The sequence below is a fragment of the Cryobacterium inferilacus genome, from assembly GCF_019599185.1.
Lineage (GTDB): Bacteria > Actinomycetota > Actinomycetes > Actinomycetales > Microbacteriaceae > Cryobacterium > Cryobacterium inferilacus.
Genome location: NZ_JAIEUL010000007.1, coordinates 55,974 through 74,283, shown reverse-complemented (window position 1 = coordinate 74,283; position 18,310 = coordinate 55,974). Strand labels below are relative to the sequence as shown.

Annotated in this window: 20 protein-coding genes; 5 read left to right on the top strand and 15 right to left on the bottom strand. The window is 70.3% G+C overall.

What is annotated here, in order from left to right; translation table 11 throughout:
* Positions 1–317: 317 nt before the first annotated feature.
* Positions 318–1,469, top strand: a complete 1,152-nt coding sequence (locus K2F54_RS08260) for a glycosyltransferase family 9 protein (protein WP_308287578.1) — start codon at positions 318–320, stop codon at positions 1,467–1,469.
* Here K2F54_RS08260 and K2F54_RS08255 read toward each other — a convergent pair.
* From K2F54_RS08255 to K2F54_RS08225, 7 genes are all read right to left on the bottom strand, one after another.
* On the bottom strand, positions 1,438–2,139 hold the full coding sequence (locus K2F54_RS08255) for an SDR family oxidoreductase (protein ID WP_220605395.1): 702 nt from the start codon (positions 2,137–2,139) through the stop codon (positions 1,438–1,440). The two genes, K2F54_RS08260 and K2F54_RS08255, sit on opposite strands and share 32 nt — an antisense overlap.
* Positions 2,140–2,241: 102 nt before the next feature.
* Positions 2,242–3,636 (bottom strand): PfkB family carbohydrate kinase, encoded by a 1,395-nt coding sequence (locus K2F54_RS08250; RefSeq protein ID WP_220605394.1) that lies wholly within the window; start codon positions 3,634–3,636, stop codon positions 2,242–2,244.
* Positions 3,633–4,271 (bottom strand): D-sedoheptulose-7-phosphate isomerase, encoded by a 639-nt coding sequence (locus K2F54_RS08245; protein ID WP_220605393.1) that lies wholly within the window; start codon positions 4,269–4,271, stop codon positions 3,633–3,635. Before K2F54_RS08245 ends, K2F54_RS08250 begins: the two co-directional genes overlap by 4 nt.
* Entirely contained in the window at positions 4,268–5,596 is a 1,329-nt protein-coding gene (locus K2F54_RS08240; protein ID WP_220605392.1) for a glycosyltransferase, read from the bottom strand. The genes K2F54_RS08245 and K2F54_RS08240 overlap by 4 nt, the downstream gene beginning before the upstream one ends.
* Complete coding sequence (locus K2F54_RS08235; protein ID WP_220605391.1) at positions 5,593–6,627, bottom strand: glycosyltransferase; 1,035 nt, start codon at positions 6,625–6,627, stop codon at positions 5,593–5,595. The genes K2F54_RS08240 and K2F54_RS08235 overlap by 4 nt, the downstream gene beginning before the upstream one ends.
* A complete protein-coding gene (locus K2F54_RS08230; protein WP_220605390.1) occupies positions 6,624–7,715 on the bottom strand; it encodes a glycosyltransferase family 9 protein in 1,092 nt (363 codons plus the stop codon). The genes K2F54_RS08235 and K2F54_RS08230 overlap by 4 nt, the downstream gene beginning before the upstream one ends.
* Positions 7,712–8,209 (bottom strand): D-glycero-alpha-D-manno-heptose-1,7-bisphosphate 7-phosphatase, encoded by a 498-nt coding sequence (locus K2F54_RS08225; protein WP_308287577.1) that lies wholly within the window; start codon positions 8,207–8,209, stop codon positions 7,712–7,714. The genes K2F54_RS08230 and K2F54_RS08225 overlap by 4 nt, the downstream gene beginning before the upstream one ends.
* Before the next feature lie 142 nt (positions 8,210–8,351).
* Here K2F54_RS08225 and K2F54_RS08220 point away from each other — a divergent pair, with 142 nt between their 5' ends.
* A complete protein-coding gene (locus tag K2F54_RS08220; protein ID WP_220605388.1) occupies positions 8,352–9,317 on the top strand; it encodes a glycosyltransferase family 9 protein in 966 nt (321 codons plus the stop codon).
* On the opposite strand, the gene K2F54_RS08215 is transcribed toward K2F54_RS08220, so the two are convergent.
* Positions 9,239–10,189, bottom strand: coding sequence for a sigma-70 family RNA polymerase sigma factor (locus tag K2F54_RS08215; protein ID WP_220605387.1), 951 nt, complete (start codon positions 10,187–10,189; stop codon positions 9,239–9,241). The two genes, K2F54_RS08220 and K2F54_RS08215, sit on opposite strands and share 79 nt — an antisense overlap.
* Positions 10,190–10,410: 221 nt before the next feature.
* On the opposite strand from K2F54_RS08215, the gene dapB reads away from it, so the two are divergent.
* Entirely contained in the window at positions 10,411–11,226 is an 816-nt protein-coding gene (gene dapB / locus K2F54_RS08210; RefSeq protein ID WP_220605386.1) for a 4-hydroxy-tetrahydrodipicolinate reductase, read from the top strand.
* Positions 11,223–11,666 (top strand): tetratricopeptide repeat protein, encoded by a 444-nt coding sequence (locus tag K2F54_RS08205; RefSeq protein WP_220605385.1) that lies wholly within the window; start codon positions 11,223–11,225, stop codon positions 11,664–11,666. The genes dapB and K2F54_RS08205 overlap by 4 nt, the downstream gene beginning before the upstream one ends.
* A gap of 82 nt (positions 11,667–11,748) precedes the next feature.
* Here the strand turns inward: K2F54_RS08205 and K2F54_RS08200 are convergent, their stop codons facing one another.
* The 7 genes from K2F54_RS08200 to K2F54_RS08170 all read right to left on the bottom strand — a co-directional run bounded on the left by K2F54_RS08200 (position 11,749) and on the right by K2F54_RS08170 (position 17,141).
* A complete protein-coding gene (locus tag K2F54_RS08200; RefSeq protein ID WP_220605384.1) occupies positions 11,749–11,973 on the bottom strand; it encodes a hypothetical protein in 225 nt (74 codons plus the stop codon).
* Positions 11,949–12,725: a hypothetical protein gene (locus K2F54_RS08195; protein WP_220605383.1), complete on the bottom strand. Its 777-nt coding sequence runs from the start codon at positions 12,723–12,725 to the stop codon at positions 11,949–11,951. The genes K2F54_RS08200 and K2F54_RS08195 overlap by 25 nt, the downstream gene beginning before the upstream one ends.
* A gap of 326 nt (positions 12,726–13,051) precedes the next feature.
* The gene (locus K2F54_RS08190) at positions 13,052–14,593 is read right to left on the bottom strand and encodes a transposase (protein ID WP_220605382.1); all 1,542 of its coding nucleotides are present in this window, start codon (positions 14,591–14,593) and stop codon (positions 13,052–13,054) included.
* A 125-nt stretch (positions 14,594–14,718) separates the two neighbouring features.
* Positions 14,719–15,603, bottom strand: coding sequence for a TIGR01777 family oxidoreductase (locus tag K2F54_RS08185; RefSeq protein WP_220605381.1), 885 nt, complete (start codon positions 15,601–15,603; stop codon positions 14,719–14,721).
* A 19-nt stretch (positions 15,604–15,622) separates the two neighbouring features.
* Complete coding sequence (locus K2F54_RS08180) at positions 15,623–16,048, bottom strand: OsmC family peroxiredoxin (RefSeq protein ID WP_220605380.1); 426 nt, start codon at positions 16,046–16,048, stop codon at positions 15,623–15,625.
* 121 nt (positions 16,049–16,169) lie between these two features.
* A complete protein-coding gene (locus K2F54_RS08175) occupies positions 16,170–16,655 on the bottom strand; it encodes a DUF4395 domain-containing protein (protein WP_220605379.1) in 486 nt (161 codons plus the stop codon).
* A 45-nt stretch (positions 16,656–16,700) separates the two neighbouring features.
* Positions 16,701–17,141, bottom strand: coding sequence for a TlpA family protein disulfide reductase (locus tag K2F54_RS08170; protein WP_220605378.1), 441 nt, complete (start codon positions 17,139–17,141; stop codon positions 16,701–16,703).
* Between the two features lie 165 nt (positions 17,142–17,306).
* Between K2F54_RS08170 and dapA the strand changes: the two genes are divergently transcribed.
* Complete coding sequence (dapA, locus tag K2F54_RS08165; RefSeq protein WP_110126236.1) at positions 17,307–18,284, top strand: 4-hydroxy-tetrahydrodipicolinate synthase; 978 nt, start codon at positions 17,307–17,309, stop codon at positions 18,282–18,284.
* The last annotated feature ends 26 nt before the right edge of the window (positions 18,285–18,310 follow it).

The following is an 18,310-nucleotide window of genomic DNA, read 5'->3' as shown; positions in this document are numbered from 1 at the left end:
CTGAGTTCTGCGGGCAGGTCCGGCCGCAGCGGACCTGACCCGCGCCAAGCGGCGTCGGGCCCCAGAGGGTGCGAGCCGTGGGTGATCAGTCTGTCCTTCCGGTCTGGTGGGTGGCGATCGCTCTGGATCCGGTGCCCGGGTCAGGGGCCCGGTTTGTGCTGCGTGGTATGCGGAGCCTGCTGGTCCTATACCCCTATCCGCCCACGCGCACACCCGGGTTTCGATTCCGGATTCCGGGGGCACAACGAAGACTAAGGACCCGGCCGCGATTGCCGCCTCCGCCCGATCCGAACGAACGAACGAACGAAGGAGTGTCAGTGGCTGACCGGCAGGACACCCGAGGCAGACTGCCGGCGCCCTTCGGCCCGGTGGCGGCCCGGTTCGACGGCGTTCGGCGCATCCTGGTACTGCGAGGGGGTGGGCTGGGCGATCTGCTGGTGGTCGAACCCGCCCTCGCGGCCCTGGCCGCGGCCTACCCCGGCGCGGAGCTGACCCTGCTCGGAACCGGTGCGCACCACCGGCTCCTGAGGGCGCGTCCTGGCCCCATCCACCACGTGGAGGAACTCCCGGCCGGGCGGGAGCTGCGCGCCGGAAGCGAGCACGCCGCCGGGCACCTTCGGCTCGTGCAGCGGCTGCGCCGGCAGGAGTTCGACGTGGCGGTGCAGCTGCACGGCGGTGGCCGCGAGTCGAACCCGTTCCTGCTCGAGATCGGAGCCCGCCATGTGGTGGGGATGGCCACGCCTGACGCGCCGACGCTGGAGCGCACCCTGCCGTACGCCCAGACACAGCACGAGCTGGTGCGCGCCCTCGAGGTGGTGGGTCTGGCCGGAGCCGCGCCGGTGACGCTGGAACCGTTCCTCGCGGTCACTGGCGCAGAGCGCCGCAGGGGCACGCAGCTGTTGCCAGCCGGGTCCGGGCCCGTCGTGGCCATCCACCCTGGCGCGACGGACCCCAGACGGCGCTGGCCGGCCGAGAGGTTCGGCCACGTGGCCAGGGCCGCGCTGGCCGCCGGAGCGCGGGTGGTGGTGCTCGGCGACGAAGCCGAGCGTGGACTCGCCGACGCCGTGCTGGCTGCCGCAGTGCGGCCTGCCAGTGTGCCGTCTTTCTCCGGACCGGCCCAGCCGGTGTCGCTCGCCGGCAGGATCGACCTGGCCGGCCTCGTCGGCGTGCTCGCCGAAACCGACATCCTGGTCGCCAACGACAGCGGACCGCGTCATCTAGCGCAGGCCGTCGGAACGGCCACAGTGAGCCTGTTCTGGATCGGCAATCTGCTCTCGGCAGGCCCGCTCATGCGTGCCCGACATCGCGTGCACGTGTCCTGGACGATGACCTGCAGCCGATGCGGGGCCGATTTCAGCGGTCCGGTGCGCTGTGTCCACGACGACTCGGTCGTCGCGGGTCTGCAGGTCGAGCCCGTGATCGACGACGTGCGGGACCTCATGGCCAGGAATCATCCTCCTCGTGGGTGATGACAAGCTCGCGCACCTCGCACCCCGTCGGCTGTGCCAACGCGAAGGTGACGGCCGCGGCGACCCTGGCGGGGTCGTTCAGCTTGGAGTCGTCCTTCGGGCGGTATTTCTCGTCTCGGTCGTCGAAGAACCTCGTGCGCATACCGGCGGGAATCAACGTCGTCACCCCGATCTGCCCCCGAGTCTCCGCCGCGAGCGCCCGGGTGAAGCCGATCACGCCGAACTTCGACGCGCAGTACGCCGTGGCATCCGACACCGCCTTCAGGCCCAGCGAGGACGCGACCGTGACGACGCGACCGTGGGTCTGGCGGAGGTGCGGCAACGCGGCCCGCACGACGTTCACCGTGCCCAGCAGGTTGACCATGATCACCCGCTCCCACTCGGCGGCCTCCACCTCGTCCAGCCGCCCGCATCTGTCGATGCCGGCCGCCGTCACCACGGCATCCAGACCGTCGAGTGCGTCGGCCGCCTCGAGCACCGCGGCCCCGACGGCGACCCTGTCGGACACGTCAACGGCGAAGGAGAGGACCCCGTCGCCGGGCACGGGGTCCCGGTCGAGCACGATCGGCTGGCCGCCGGCCGTGCGCACCGCGTGCACGACGGCGGCGCCGAGACCGGATGCGCCTCCGGTGACGAGAACGCGGCCGGGGCGGGGGAACGTGTCATTCATGAGGGCTCCTCGGGTGTCGGTATCCGGGTCGGTATAGGGTCTGTGTCGGGGATGCGGGTGTACGGACGGCTGGCTGGGCGGTAGGGCGGTGTCGGCCACCACTCAGCCGACCCTGGCGAGGGCACCGGCCAGCAGGGTGGTGGACCGGGCCGCGATGTATGGCACGGTCACACTCTGCCCGCCCCAGCTCTGCATCAGGGCCGACTCCGGCAGGGTGGCGCCGGTGTAGTCGCCACCCTTGACCCAGAGGTCTGGCCGGATGCTCTCCAACGCCTTTTCGGGTGTGTCCTCGTCGAAGACCAGCACGGCGTCGACACACTCCAGGGCCAACAAGAGGTCCACGCGGTCCTGCTGGGCCAGGATCGGACGGTTCTCGCCCTTGAGCCTGCGCACGGAGTCGTCGGAGTTGAGGCACACGATCAGGCAGTCACCCAGACGCCGGGCCGCCGCGAGAGTGCGGGCATGGCCGGCGTGCAACAGGTCGAAGCAGCCGCCGGTGGCCACGACGGTCCCTCCGGCGGCGCGGACTGTGCCGGCCAGGGTCGCGGCGCTGCCGGCAGCATCCGGGGGAGGTGCGGCCGGTCGGCCGAGGGCGGAGACGCCGCCTGCGGTGAGGAAGGCGCCGGCCGCCCGAACAGCCACCCTGACGGAGTCCGACAGGCCGGCATCCCGTGCCAGAGCCAGGGTCAGCGATGCGGCGAACCGGTCGCCGGCCCCGCAGGCATCCGGGACGCCGACCGGAACGGCAGGCACGAACAACGGGAGGGGGCCGGCCGGCCCGCCAGCGTACGGCGATGTGAGCAGGAGCGCGCCGAGAGCGCCCAGCGTGACCACAACAGCGCCGCACCCCCAGGCCGCGGCCAGGGCGCCGGCGGCCTCGCCGGCGCCGGCCACGCCCTGCGCCGGCCTGCCGGAGAAGAGTGCCGCCTCGGCGAGGTTCGGGGTGACGACAGTGGCCGACGCCACCGGCAGGGCGCCGCGTGGGTGCGGATCCCACACCAGGGGAATGCCGGGACGCCGCCCGTCGAGGGCTTCGCGTACCGCCGGATCGGCAGCCAGTCCACGCCCGTAGTCGGCCACGACTATCGCATCAGCCGCTGCGACGGTTTCGAGCATCGCGGCTGTGACCTGCGGGGCGGCCACAGGCCCACAGCCCTCGTCGATACGGGTCACGGCGTGGTCATTGGTGCGCACGCGCGTCTTGACCGGGGTAGGACCCGGTGAATACCCGGCGACGGTGCGCACGCCGGCGAGGGCCCTGCGCAGGTCACGGGACCTGGCGTCGTCTGACACGGCGGTGACCAGGGTGACCTCCGCGCCGTCAGGTCCGGTTGCGCTGTCAGCGGCGAGCAGAACCGCGACCAGGCCCGCGCCGCCGGCACGCATCGAGGAGGTGGTGACATCGACGACGGGCACCGGGGCATCCGGGCTGAGCCGTTCGCTGGTGCCGGCGATGTCCACGTCCAGGAGCACGTCGCCGACCACCACGATCCTCATGATGCCCACCCCGTGCCGGACCGGCTGCGGGCGAGCTGTTCCTCGAACGCGAGACAGAGCGCGTGCACCGCGACCAACTGCACCTCCTGCACGGTGGCGGCCGGTCCTGGCAGCAGAATCCGGTCGTCGGCGATGTCCGCCAACGGGTTCGGACCCGATCCGGTGAGCGCCCAGACCACGGCGCCTGCGGCACGGCCCGCCTCTGCGGCACGCACCAGGTTGGGACTGCGGCCACTGGTGGAGAGCAGGATCAGCACATCTCCGTTGCGGGCGTGCGCGCTCACCTGCCGGGCGAAGATCTCCTCGAAACCGTAGTCGTTGCCGATGGCGGTCAGACTGGAGGTGTCGGCGTGCAGGGCGATGGCTGAGAACGGCGCCCGCTCGCCCTGATAGCGGCCGACCAATTCGGCCGTGAGGTGTTGGGCCTCGGCAGCGGAGCCGCCGTTGCCTCCGGCCAACAACCTGTGCCCGGCGAGCAGCCGTCGGCAGAGCTCCCGGCCCCAGCCGTCGAGCCGCTCGGCCTCCGCGGCGAGGGTGGCGGCGACGGCGGCAAGCTCCGCGATGTGCGCGGTGACAACGACGCCGGGAGCCGCTGCCGCCAGCGATCGCGGCTGGGTGGAGGGGCGGGGGCTCATGGCCGGCGCTCTCGTCGGGTGACCACGGAGGCCTGTGGAGCAGCGAACGCAGCGGCCGGTGCGGCCGGCGTCACGGTGGGTCCTGGCGTGACGTTCGGCACCTGCGCGGAGAGCACGGTGCGGTAGACGTCGACGGTGGCCGCTGCGATGCGATCCCAGGAATAGCCGTTGGCAACCCTGGCACGTCCGGCCTGGCCCAGGGCCGCAGCCCGATCGGGATCCTCGAGCAGGCTGCGCACGGCGCCGGCGATGGCGGGCACGTCGCGAGACGGTACGTGGATGCCGGTCACGCCGTCGACGACGCTGTCGGTGAGCCCGCCGACCTTCGCCACGACGACGGGCACTCCGCAGGCCATGGCCTCCAGCGGCGTGATCCCGAACGGTTCGTACCAGGGAGCGCAGACGACGACGGCGACCGAACGCAGGATGGCCGGCAACTCAGCCTGCGGCACCTGGCCGCGCAGGATCACCTGGCCGGACACCCCGTGCTCCGCCGCGACTCCGAGGAGCCGCACGCCGTCGGGATCCTCGTGCATGGCATCCTGGGGACGTCCGCCGCCGACGATGAGGAGGTCGACGTCGTCCCTGCCGGCGTCCCTGAGCAGGGCCAGGGCTGCGATCACCAGCTCCACACCCTTCCTCGGCACGAGGCGGCCGACGACGGCGAGCCTGGTCCGGGTCGCCGGCACCTGCTCGCGCGGGCCGTCCGGTCTGAACAGGGACAGGTCCACTCCGCACGGCACAACCGATACCGTCGACGGGGCCACCCCCATCGCGCTCAACTCCGTGACCTCGTCGGAGCAGGTGGCGATTATCGCGTCCACCGTCTGTCCCACCCAGGGTTCGAGGGTGCGCCGTTCCCGGGGACTGGTGTCGTCCGGGCCCTGGTACCGCCGCTTGACGGTACCGAGCGCGTGGAAGGTCTGCACCACTGGTATGCGGGGTCGGCCGGCGTCGGCCACCGTCTGAACCGCGGAAATGCAGATGAGCCCGGACATCCAGAAGTGAGCGTGCACGACGTCTGGAGCGGTCCGGGCCCATTCGGCGGCGAGGCCGGCGGCCAGTTCGGGAAGGTAGGGGAGAAGGTCGTCCTTGGGCACGGGTACCGGTGAACCAGCGTTCAGGTGCACCACCTCGACGCCAGGCGCCGCGTCCACTCGGTCGGGCAGGGAATCGTCGTCCCTGCGCGTGTAAACCGTCACGGTGTGGCCGAGTCTGGCGAGTGCGCAGGCGAGGGCGGCGACATGCACGTTCTGCCCGCCGGCATCCACGCCGCCGAGCGCGGCGAGAGGACTCGCGTGTTCGGATACCAGGGCGATTCTCATCGTCGACTCCCGTCTGTGCCGGCGGCCGCGGTCTGCGCTGTCGTCGGCGTGTCGTCTGGTGCGGCGGTCGAAGAGGCGGGTCGCGCTCGCCGGGTCAGCTCACCCAGTACCTCACCCCACCGGTCGATGAACGTCGGCAGCCCGTAACGCTCCAGCGCCGCAGCCCGCGCCAGTAGGCCGCGGCGCCGGGCCTCATCAGGGTCCGCCAACAACACGCGGGCCGCGGCGAGAAGGTCCTCGACGTCGGTGGAGATGGCACCCGCTTCGGCCGGAACGGCCCTGACCGCCTCCGTGCTGGCGAGGACGAGCACGGGCATGGCGAGCTGCATGGCCTCGATGAGCGACAGGCCGAGCGAGGTCCAGCGCGCCGGGTGCAGGTACAGCCTGCGCCTGGCGAGCTCGGCATGCAATCGCCCGGTGGGAAGGTCGCCGCGGTGCTCCACCCCGCCGGAGGGAAGCGCCCCGTCGGGGATCCCGAAGACGTCGACGGGGCCCGCGGCGCCGAACCGGGGGAGCAGGTCGGTTCCGGTGACGCGCCACCGCCGATTGGGTTCGTTGATGACGGCGGCCATCCGGGGCAGCTCACCCGTGTAGAGCGCGCCGGGGTCGATGATGCCGTGTTCGATGACCGTGGTCGGCGCGCGGCCGCAGTCCCAGAAGAGGTCGTTGAAGTGGCTCACGTGCACGATAGGGATGTCGCTCTGGTCCGCGAGCGGATGCCTGGTGTTGGGCACGTCGGCTCGGGGAGTGTTGTGCTCCAGGAACACGGCCGGCAGGTCCCGGCCCGGGCGGCGGCCGAGCCAACGGGTGCACAGCTCGATTTCCCGTGGGCGCTGCAGAACGACCGCATCCACGTCGGTGTTGCGCAGATCCGCCACGTTCACCTCGCGGGCACCCTCCGGCCAGACGCGACCGGAGCGGCCGAGTCCCCAGGGGTCGCCGGGCAGGGTCACCGGGAACACGTAGTCGTGCCCGCCCCGTACGAAGGCATCCGCCCAGGTGCCGTGCACGTGCCAGAGCAGAATCCTCATGCCGCCCCCTCTCCGGTCGTGGTGACCGACGACGCCGCACCGGCCTTCCGCCCGCTGTGCCGTCCGGTGCGGGAGAGCAGGCGCAACGTCGCCCCTACGGCATCCGTCGGCGAGACGCCGGTGAGGCACGGATGCCCGGGCACCGGACAGGTGCGGGCACGGCTGCCACGGCAGGGCGCATCCTGATCGCCGAGGATCTCACAATCGACCCCGTACGGTCCCCATCGCACGAGCGGAACGACCGGGGCGAACAGACTGACAACGGGCGTGCCCACCGCGGCTGCGAGATGGGCGGGCCCGGTGTTTCCGGTGATCACGGCGGCCGCACCGGCCAGCAGCGCGGCCAGTTCGGCGGCGTCCGTGCATCCGCCCAGGTCGACGCCGTCGACCCCGCACACGAACCGGGTCAGCTCCCTCTCGCCGGGCCCACCCGTCACGGTCACCCTGAGGCCGCGGTCCGTCAGCATCGCCACGAGCGCCCTGAAATGCTCGGCCGGCCAGCTTCGCGCCGGCGCGTCAGCGCCCGGATGCACAACGAGGTATGACCCGGCGGCAGAAACCGGGGCAACCGGCAGCAGGCGCAGACGGCCGTCATCACCGGAGGGCAGCGTGTACCCCAGGGCGGCGACGATACGCAACGCTCTGAGCACCTCCGGCTGGTCCTCAGGGAAGTCATCACCAGGCCGAAGTCGCAGGTCCAGGAGAGTGCCCGCGTAGTCCACTGACGCGCCGACGATGGGGGAGACTCCGGCCAGGCGCAACAGCAGGGCCAGGGGGAGCGGCGACTGGTGGAAGGAGGTGAGGATCACCGCCTCGTCAGGGTCGCAGGAGCGCACCAGCTCGTGCAGCTCGTCGACCTTCTCCGGCGTGGGTGCAGGGGCCGGGTCTGCTATCCACGGGCAGGACCAGGTCAGAACCTCGTGCACGCCCGGCAGGAGCCGACCGGCCGGGGCTCCCCGGGGGCCGCACAACAGCCACACCTCGGTGGCTTCGCCCGGCCTGCCTGCCGCGACGGCCCGCACGGCGGGTCCGGCGAGCACGACGTCGCCCAGGCTGTCCAGCCTGGCCACGAGTACGCGGCGGGTCACGTCCGTCTCCTGCAGGGCAGGTCGGCGAGGAGCTCGTCGACGGCGGCGAAAAGGTCCGGCGCGACGACAGGCGCCCCCAAGATCTCGCCGAAGCGGGTGTGCGGGGTAGGCACCAGGATGGACCGGGCACCGGCGGCCGTGGCGGCATCGACATCGGAGCCGATGTCGCCGATCACTACCACCTGAGCAGGGCTGAGCCCGAGCCGGTCGGCCGCGCGCAGGATCAGTCCTGGCTTGGGCTTGCGGCAGGAACAGTGTTCCTCCGGTGCATGTGGACAGACGCACCACACGTCGAAGCCACCGAAGATCTCATCGACGCGCCGGTTGACCCTGTCTGAGTCCTCATGGCTGATCAGGCCGCGGGCCACGCCGGACTGGTTCGTGACGATACCGGCCAGCAGCCCGCATTTGCGCAACAACCTCACGGCCGGGATCGCCGTCGGCATCGGCTCGACCCTGCCGGGATCTGTGTTGTAGGGCACATCGACCACCACAGTGCCGTCCCTGTCGAAGAGCACAGCACGGGTGCCTGCGAATCCTGCCTCGGTCATGGTGAACCTGTTCCCCCGGCGGAGCCGGGCTAAACGTCCGCCGGACCGTACTGGCGTGACGGCCGAACGCTGCCATGGTGGTGGCATGCCAGATGCATCCGCAGGCCCGCCGGCTGATCCGGGCCGACCTGTGCTCCTGGTGTTGCGCGCCCTGGGCCTCGGGGACCTGCTGACCGCGGTGCCGGCCTTCCGCGCGCTGAACAGGAACTGTCCGGAACATCGGCTGGTGCTCGCGACGCCCGATTGGCTCGAGCCCGTGGTGGACCTGATCGGGGGTATCCACGCTGTGCTGCCGACATCTGGAATTCAGGCGCCGATCAAAATGCGCGCCGGAGAGGCCGATGTGGTGGTGAACCTGCACGGTCGCGGTCCGGTCAGTACGCGCCTGCTCGACGCGCTCGCGGCTCGACGCAAGATCGGGCACCGCGAGCCGGGCTGGGCCGGACCTACCTGGCAGGATGGCCTGCACGAACGGGTTCGATGGAGCCGGCTGATGGACGCCCACGGCATGCCTGCGGACCCCGCCGAGGTGGCGATCGCCCGGCCGGCTCTGCCCGGAGTGGTGCCCGGAGCGGCAATCGTGCACGTGGGCGCGGCTTACGCCTCCCGGCGGTGGCCGGCCGACCGTTTCGCGGCGGTGGCCAGAGCCCTCTCCGACGACGGCCGACAGGTGCTGGTCACAGGCAGCGAAGCGGACCAGACCAGGGCCGCGGCCGTCGTGCGGGCCGCAGGTCTGCCGGGCAGGGCCAATCTCGCAGGGCGCCTTGGCCTGGCCGAGTTCGCCGGGCTCATCGCCGATGCCGACGTCGTGGTCTCCGCAGACACCGGCGCCGCCCACCTGGCCAGCGCCTACCGCACGCCCTCCGTGGTTCTGTTCGGGCCGATGCCGCCGTCCCTGTGGGGGCCTCCGGCCGACGGGCCGCATATCGCCCTGACCGGCGACCGTCACCGGACCGGTGACCCGTTCGCCTCTCAGCCGGACCCGGCGCTCCTGGCCGTGACGTCGGCAGAAGTGGTCGCCGCCGTCGAGTCCCTCGGCCGGCCGCGTTGACCGTGCCGGGGCCCATCAGGGGCTGCCGGTGGTGCTGGCGCCACGCCCAGCTCCCGACGCAATTTGACCAGGATGCCGCCGAGTAGGCGCGACACCTGCATCTGGGTGACCCGCAACTCCAGGGCGATCTGGGCCTGGGTCCAGTCTTCGAAGTACCGCCGATACACGATGTGGCGTTCCCGGGCGGTGAGCCCCCGGCAGGCCTGCACCACGAGCACCCGCATTTCGGCTTGCTCCAGCACGGCGTCATCGCTGGCGAGCACGGCCAGCAGGGAGCGCGGGTGCGCGAGGTCGTCACCGTCGGCGTCCGGGCCGATGTCCAGCGACACCGGTCGCAGGCTGCCCTCGCTCTGCAGCGCCTCCGTGACCTGGCCCACCCTCACCGACAGTGCGCTGGCCAGGTCGCGAGAGGATGGCTCGCGGCCGAGGGCCTGCGCCAGACTCTGGCTCTCTTCGGTGATTCGGGCGCGGAGGTCCTGCACCGCGCGTGGTGGCCTCACGAACCAGCCGTGATCACGGAGGTGACGCTTCACCTCGCCGGCGATGGTGGGCACACAGTAGGCGACAAAGTCACTGCCCTTGGCCAGGTCGAAGCCCTTGACGGCCTTGATCAGGCCCAGGCTCGCCACCTGTTTCAGGTCGCTCCAGTCCGAGCGCGGGCCGGCGTAACGCTTCGCCACGATCTCGGCGATCTCGAGGTGGTCGAGCACGATCCGCTGGTGGATGCCGAGCCGGGCCTCCGCCGAGGAGTCGGCCGCGGCGGCGAACAGGGCCGCGGTGCGCAGTCGCCTGAGTTCATCCTCTTCCCGGCGGCGGGATGCAGACCGATCTCCCGGCTGGCCGGGCACGTTTCCGGCGGATGGATCGGCCACGTTGACACCTCTTCCGGCTCGGTGCGGAAAGCGCCATCGAACTTCTGCGCTGGGACTGGGGACATTGCAGTGTTACCCGACAGATAGAAGCACCGGTTCTCGGCCTTCTCAACCCGGGGGCGTCGTCGTCGGGCCGCGCCGGGCTCGCAGCAGCTGGGCTGTCGACGTCGCATCGGCCGCGCGCCGGCGAAACCGCTCCTGCCGCTTGGTAGATTGGCCGTATGACAACACGGGTGGCCATCGTCGGCGCAACGGGCAAGATGGGGCGCCTGGTCTGCGACCTGGTCGAGAAAGAACCGGGCTACGAGGTGGTCGCCAGACTCAACTCGGCCAGCGAACTGAGCGAGATGCTCGGCGCCGACATTACGATCGACCTCACGATGCCGTCGGTCAGCCAGGGTGTCGTCGACTTCGCGCTCGACAACGGCATCCGGGTGCTGGTGGGCACGTCCGGCTGGTCCCAGGCCCGCATCGACGCGCTCGGTCACAAGCTCAAGGGGCGCAGCGACGTCGGCGTCGTCATCATCCCCAATTTCTCGCTCGGATCGGTGCTGGGCACGGCGTTCGCGGCCCTCGCCGCCCGGTTCTTCGACTCGGTCGAGATCGTCGAGGCGCACCAGGCCGCCAAGGTCGATTCCCCGTCGGGAACCGCGGTGCGCACCGCCGAGCTGATGGCGGCCGCCAGGGCCGGCCTCGGCCCAGTCGCCGCACCGTACATCGACCAGCGTGCCCGCGGCCAGCAGGTGGCCACCGTGCCCGTGCACAGCCTGCGTCTGGCCGGGGTGCTCGCACGCCAAGACGTGATCTTCGGCGGCGCGGGGGAGACCCTCACCATCACCCACAACACGCTCTCAGCGGATGCGTACGAGCGCGGCATCCTCGTGGCCCTGGCCGCCACCCGGGACTGTGTCGGCGTCACCGTCGGCCTCGACCGGCTCATCGACCTCGGACTGGGCGGCGAGACTGCCGACGCAGCGCCGGCGCAACCGGTGCCTCCGGCCCGGCCGGAAGAGGCAGAGATGGAGCCCGGCGAATGAAGGGTCGCATCGCCGTTGTCGTGATGGCCGTTCTGCTGGTGTTCTACCTGGTGCTCGTCGGCTGGCGTGCGGTGCTGTTCGTGCAGAGCGGCGAACCCGAAGGCATCCTCATCGGGGTCGCGCTCATCGTGCTGCCGATCATCGGCGCCTGGGCGCTGGTGCGGGAAATTCTGTTCGGTGCGAGGTGCGAACGCCTGGTCAAGCAGCTTGATGCCGAGGGCGCACTGCCCATCGACGATCTGCCGACCCGGCCGAGCGGGCGACCGTACCGGGAGGCCGCCGACGCGCAGTTCCCCGAGTTCCGTGATGCCGTGGATGCCGCCCCGGAGGACTGGCGCGCCTGGTTCCGGTTGGGGCTCGCCTACGACGCCTCCGGCGACCGCCGCCGTGCCCGCGGTGCGCTCCGCACCGCGATGGCCCTGGAGAAGTCGGCCTCCTAGCGCCCCTGCGCCCCTCCGGCCGGCTCTGTGGGGTTCCGCTCCGACGGGCACCCGCATCGCCGTTGCCGCGGTGTCCAAGGCCTCAGCCCATCAGACGCGGACGGCCAGGCTCAAGGCCCAGCACGGCGAGGCGGGCCGTCAGGCGGGGCACACTCATGCCCGTGCTGTGGTCCCACCGCACAAAGCCGGTGACCTGGCGTCGGATGGCGTCCTCACGCAGCTTCTCCTCGTAGACCACCTCAGCCGGTGTGCGCCCGGCGAGCATGACGGGGTCGAAGTACTTCACCCGACCGTCGCTCTCGCCCACGCCGCGTCTGGACGGCCAGAAGAAGTCGGTGTACACCTCCCGATCGTCGACGACGAATCGGTACTGGAGCAGCGGATCGGGCAATCCGGCCAGCGCGATCGAGACGCGGCTGCCCGATTCATCGGGGATCCGGAGAGATCCGTGGCGAAGTCGATCACCGTGCGCGCCCGCACGGATCCCCGGAAGGGCAGCATCCGTTGCCAGGTCTCGAGCAGGGCCGCCCGGTCGGTGAGTGGTGGGGTGCGGCCTGTGCGGTCGACGGCCAGGGCCCGGTCGGCCGCGGCGACCGCCGAGCGTAGGTCTACCACCGTGGCCAGTTCGATGACCGTGCGGGCGATGGACGTCACGAGCACCCCGTCGCGCAGCTCGACGTCCTGGTCGTCGAAGCCCACCGCGTGCTTGCGGATGCCCGGGTCCGACCGGCCACCGGACGCACGCTCGGTGAGGAAATGCACCTCGTGCGGCCAGTGCGCCAGCAGCGGCAGCCCCCACAGTGCCGCGGCCGAGTGGTGCGAGAGCGGGAACGCACCCGTTCGGCTGTGCGCTGCCGCGCGCACCGTCACCGCGTACCGCTGGTCGCGGTTCAGGCCGGCCCAGACCTCCGCCGGAGTGTACTGACCCCGCCCCAAGCGGTGCAGAATGCCACGTTGGGCACCTCGGCGCAGGCGCAGGTCGACGCCGAACGCGTGCCGGAAATCGGCGGCAAGGATCACCTCGGGGAGGTGAGCGGGCTGGGGGCGGGGGTCGGTCATGGAGGGACTCTGCCCGCACGGACCCGGCCGAGGTACTCCGGGCCGGGAACGGTGCACAACGTCGACCCGGAGCATCGGGGGAGGAGGGCCCATCGGCCGCGCCGGGTGTGGACCCCGGGGTGCTGCGCGGGTGCAGCGCCGCCTCGCGGGTGGCGTGGAGGCTGTTGATTATTTGTGTCGGTGGTCGGCTGGTTTTTGGGCTCGGGTGGTCGGCGGCGGCGACCTTGTCTTTTGAGGCGGATGCGGCTGATCGCCGGCCGTTTTCGGGCGTGGTCGGCCCCGTGTTGGCCGGTTTCTCTGCCGGAGCCCTGGGTTCCCAGGGGCTGTTAGGTCGCGATTCGGGCTGGTTGCCAGACCTGGGTGAAGAGTTTCATCAGGTTCGTGGTCATCGCGTCGAAGTTGAGCTCGGCATCAACAGCGGCGAGGCCGCGGCGGCCGAATTGCCGCAGGCGACGCCGGTCTTTGAGGTGCCCGTTGACGGGTTCAACGATCGGTGAACGCCGGTTATAGATCTCTTGATTGCCCGGCAAGGCGAGCTTGGTGAGCATCGTTTGAGCGGCGCCGGTGATCTTGTGGCCCTCCTGGCCCTTCACTTTCCCAGCCCACTTGCCATCCTTCATCGTGCCGCGGCCCGGCGCGATCAAACGGTCGTAACCGGGTGCGGCGACGTTGTCTTCGGAGAGGTATCCGTTGTCAAACACGACGGTCCCAACGTCCAGATCGGTGCGGTCCGTCACGGCTCGGCAGTGCTGCAGGGCCGCTTCAACTTGCCGCATCATGGGCACGAGTTGTTCCTGATCGTTCGGGGCATCCGTCGCGCTCACGGCGACGATCAACTGGCCCTCAGCGACGGCGAGTTGAGCGTTGTAACCCATGATGTAACCGTTCCGGGTGTGCATCATCCGGGCCTGCGGGTCGGTGGTGTTGCGCTGCAGAATCCGCCGGGTCCGGCGGATCCGATCCGCCTCGCCCGAGGCTTCCTTCGCCGCCTGCGCGGCAGAACGCGCCAGGAGCGTGTGCGCGTGAGCGACGCCCTTCCGGGCATCCTGAAGCCGGGTCGTGTCCGGCCGCGGTGCGGGCCGGGTCGGCCGGTTATTCGCAACCGCGTCGTCATACTTCTGCTGCAGAGCCGCCCGGTTCGCCTCCAACCGGGCCAGCTTCGCCTCAGCCTTAGCCAACCGTTTCTCCAACGCGTCGTCGTGGGGTTTGTTCTCGTCCTCGACGACCTCTTCGAGGTCCTTGATCGCCGCCCGAATCCTGGACCGGCGATCCGACCCCGGCTCGAACCCCGGCGGCAGGTCCTCGCTCGCGGACGGCACCAGGGCGGCGTCCTCAGCCTCGTCGACGTCGGCAGCGGCGGCCAACTCTTCCGCGGCAAGCTCACGCAACTTCTTCAACGTGCGCATCTTCTCTTTCGACGCGTTCGCTTTGATCTTCGTCCCATCCACCGCAATCACCCCAAACCGGCCCAAACCCCGACCAACACACAACGCCAACACCTGCGCGAACAAGCCAGCCATCGCATCCTGGTGGGCCTGGCGGAACTTCGCCAACACCGTGTAATCAGGCACGTCCTGGGCGCATAACACCCGAAACGCAACATCCTCCGAACACGCCCGCTCGATCTGACGAGACGACCTGATGCCCTGCGTCGAGGCGTAAAACAACACACCCAACAACATGTCCGGGTCATAGCCTTCACGGCCCGTGCCACCGCGCTTGGACTTCGCGTGCAACACGCTCGTGTCCAACTCCGCGACGACCTCGAGGACGAACCACACCAGATGATCCGCCGGCAACCACTCCCGCATATCTGGCGGCACCAGAAAAGGTTGATCACGATCCACAGGACGATAATTGCGAGCCATAATCAATTTTCCCCGACCATCCAAACACGGTCCGGAACGCCACGCCCAAAAATCAACACCCTCCGTGCCACCCGCGAAACGGCGCGCGACCCGCGCGTCGCGAAAAGCGGGATACGGCGGTGAGGCTAGCGCAGCATCCAGGTGACCGCTTCGGCGGCCGTGCGGTGCGTGAACCTGAAGCCGTCGGCCTGCAGTCGGGCCGAACTCACCCGCTGGTCGGAGAGCAGCAGCTGCTTGGCGGCATCCTGCAGCGCCAGCGTGAGCACCTTCTCCGGCACCGGAACCAGGAACGGACGGCGCAGGGCCGTCGCCACGGCCCGGATCACGTCGTTCGCGGTGGCCGGAGCGGGCCCGGCGATGTTCACCGGACCGCTCAGCTCGGAGGTGAGCAGGTGCACGATCGCGGCCGCCTCATCGTGCAGGCTCACCCACGGCCAGGTCTGCGTGCCACGGCCGAGCGGCCCGCCGAGACCGAGTTTGACGATTGGCAGCAGCGGCTTGAGGGCACCGCCCTTGGCCAGCACCAAACCAGTACGCAACATGACCACCCGAGTGGATGCCGGAGCGAGTCTGGCCTCCGCTTCCCACGCCGTCACGACGGTGGCGAGGAAGTCGGTGCCGTGCGCTGACTCCTCGGTGAGCTCTTCCCCTGGACGGTTGCCGTACACGCCGACCGCTGAGGCGTTGAGCAGCACCGCCGGTGGTGTGGCGGCCAGGCGCATCGCGTCGGTCAGCGTGCGGGTGGCCTGCACCCTGGACTCCATGATCTGGCGACGATACGCCTTCGTCCAGGGCAGTCGTCCGATTGACGCCCCGGACAGGTTGACCACGGCATCGATGCCGTCGAACGCCGTCGGATCAAGACTCAGCGTCGCCGGATCCCAGCGGATCTCCGAGGGACCGCGCGACGGGCGTCGCACCAGACTGACGACGGAGTGCCCCGCGGCCTGCAGCTGGCGGCGCAGTTCGGTGCCGACCAGCCCGGAGGAACCGGAAATGAGTATGCGCATGGGAGTGTCCGGCTGCCGCTCAGGCCAGTTCGGCTTCGATGGTGATCGGGATACCGGTGAGGGCCTGCGAGATCGGGCAGTTCACCTTGGCGTCTTCGGCGAAGGCCTCGAACTGTTCCTCGGTGATGCCGGGCACGCTGGCACTGACGAGCAGGTGGCTGCCGGTGACGCCGGTGCCGGCGACGAACGTGACGGCCGCGGTGGTCTGGATGCTGGTGGGCGCGTGACCGGCACTGGTGAGGATGTTGGCCAGGGCCATTGAGAAGCAGGATGCGTGAGCGGCGCCCAGCAGCTCCTCGGGGTTGGTCGTGTTCGCCGTGCCCTCCGCCCTGGCCTTCCAGTTCACCGGGAAGGAGCCGGCGTGCGAGGAGTCGAGGGTGACGGTACCGGAGCCGCTCATCAGGTCGCCGGTCCATACGGTGGTTGCTTCGCTGGTCAAAGCCATGGTGATACCTCCTGGAAAGTGGATCACCAGCCTAACCGGCACGCCTGTACGCTCCCAGGAAATTCCCGGGCGCCATTCGTGAACTGCCCGTCAGGCGGGCAACTCGCGGTCAGGCGGAGGGTCAGGCGGAGCTGGGAGTGCGGCCCAGGATGCGCGCCCGCACCAGCAGGAGGTAGAGCTGGCAGCCCAGGCAGTAATCGAACACGGCGTTGAGGAACGCGGCCACGAACGCGGCAGCGGCGGCGATGGGCACACCGAGCGGCACCCCGGCCAGGCCGAGGACCACGCCGGTCAGGGCCACCGCGAGCCCGACCCCCTGGGCGAAGGTCGGCGGCGCCGGGTCCTCGAGCTCGGCCGGCGGTCCCAGCCGCGGGCGCACCAGGCTGCGGTAGAGCAGCCCGTACGGATGCCGCGCCACGCCGGCGAAGGTGCCCCACGCGAACACGACCGTCTGACCGGCGAGCACGACCAGGGCGGCCCCCGATGCGCCCACCAGCGCGAGGAAGATCACCACGAGCAGCACGATCGCGGTGATCAGCGCCCCGAAGCGGGGCCCGCGCGGGTCGATTCCGGTGGGCTGTCGGGCTGGGCTGGTTGGATCGGTCATGGGGAGGTTCCTGCTCTGTGGGGAAGTGAACGGACGGCGGGCGGCTCAGCCGACGCGGGACAGGTCGTCGAGGTGGGCGAGCAGCGCGGCCCGGTTGGGTACCCCGCCCACCCGGGCACGCACCCGGCCGTCACGGTCGAGGACCAGGGTGGTGGGTGTTTGCAGGATTTTGAACCGCTGCGACAGATCGGCCCGGTGGGTGAGGTCCACGTCCAGGTGCGCCACACCGGGCCGCTCCCCGGCCACACCGCGCAGCAACACGGCAGTGCCGGGGCAACGGGAGCAGAACTCGGTCGAGAACTGCAACAGTGTCGCCTGCTGTCCCAACGACGCCGCGCTGCCGAGCTGGGCCGCGGTCACCGGTTCACAGGCGTCCCGGCCGGACCCCGCCGTGAGCCGGCCCTGCCGGCGCCGCCAGAACAGGCCCAGCCCCGTCGTGGCCGCGACGAGCAGCACGATCAGGAGCAGGGCGGCGGCAGGATTCATGCCGAGAGACTACGCCAGGCGCGCCCACCGGGGGCTCGTGTGACGCCAGATGACACCGGCACGGCCCGGTGCGGGCGCCGTGAACCGCCGCACGGCCGGGATCTGACGTGCGCGAGAACCCCGCGAGCGGCGCGCGCGGCCGCCGCAGACGATACCCTGTAAAACGTGTCTACTCCTTTCAACCCGTTCGGGCAGGTCCTCGTCGCCCTGGTGACACCATTCACGGCCGATGGCGAGGTGGACTGGGCCGGTGTGGAGAAGCACATCGACGACGTCATCACCGCCGGAGCGGACGGCATCGTCGTCACCGGCACCACCGGTGAGACCTCCACGCTGACCGACCCGGAGAAGCTCCGCCTGGTCGAGGTGGGCAAGGATGTCGCTGCCGGCCGCGCCAAGATCATCACCGGCGGCGGCTCCAACGAGACCGCGCACGCGATGCAGCTCGCCAGGCAGAGCGAGAAAGCCGGCGCCGACGGCAACATGATCGTCACGCCGTACTACAACAAGCCCACCCAGGCCGGTGTGCTCACGCACTTCCGCATGATCGCGGATGCCACCGACCTGCCGGTGATCCTGTACGACATCCCGGGGCGCACGGGCATCCCGATCAACTACGAGACCATCCTGCGTGCCGCGAAGCACCCCAACATCCTCGCGGTCAAAGACGCCAAGGGCGACCTGGCCCAGGTCAGCCGGGTGCTCAACCAGACCGACCTGCTCTACTTCTCCGGTGACGACCCGAACGTGTTGCCGCACCTGTCGATCGGTGCCACCGGCCTGATCGGCGTCACCGCGAACATCGCGGCCAAGCCGTACCGCCAGATGGTGGATGCCGTCAACGCGGGCGACCTCAAGGCTGCGACGCTCGCACACCAGCAGCTCGAACCGCTCGTGCGCGCCGTGATGACCCACGTCCCCGGCACCGTCGCGGCCAAGTACATCCTGCACGGGCTGGGCCGCATCGGCAGCCCCCGCGTGCGCCTGCCGCTGGTCGGCCCGGAGGAATCCGAGGCCGCGATGATCGAAGACGAAATCGACCTCGTCCGCAACATCCCCGGTGTCGACTTCACCAACTTCCGGCCAGACCGCAACGCAGCCGCCGGTGGCGCGCTGCCCAAGGTCGCCGGAACCACACGCTAAAAGATAAACAGCACCACCACTTCCAG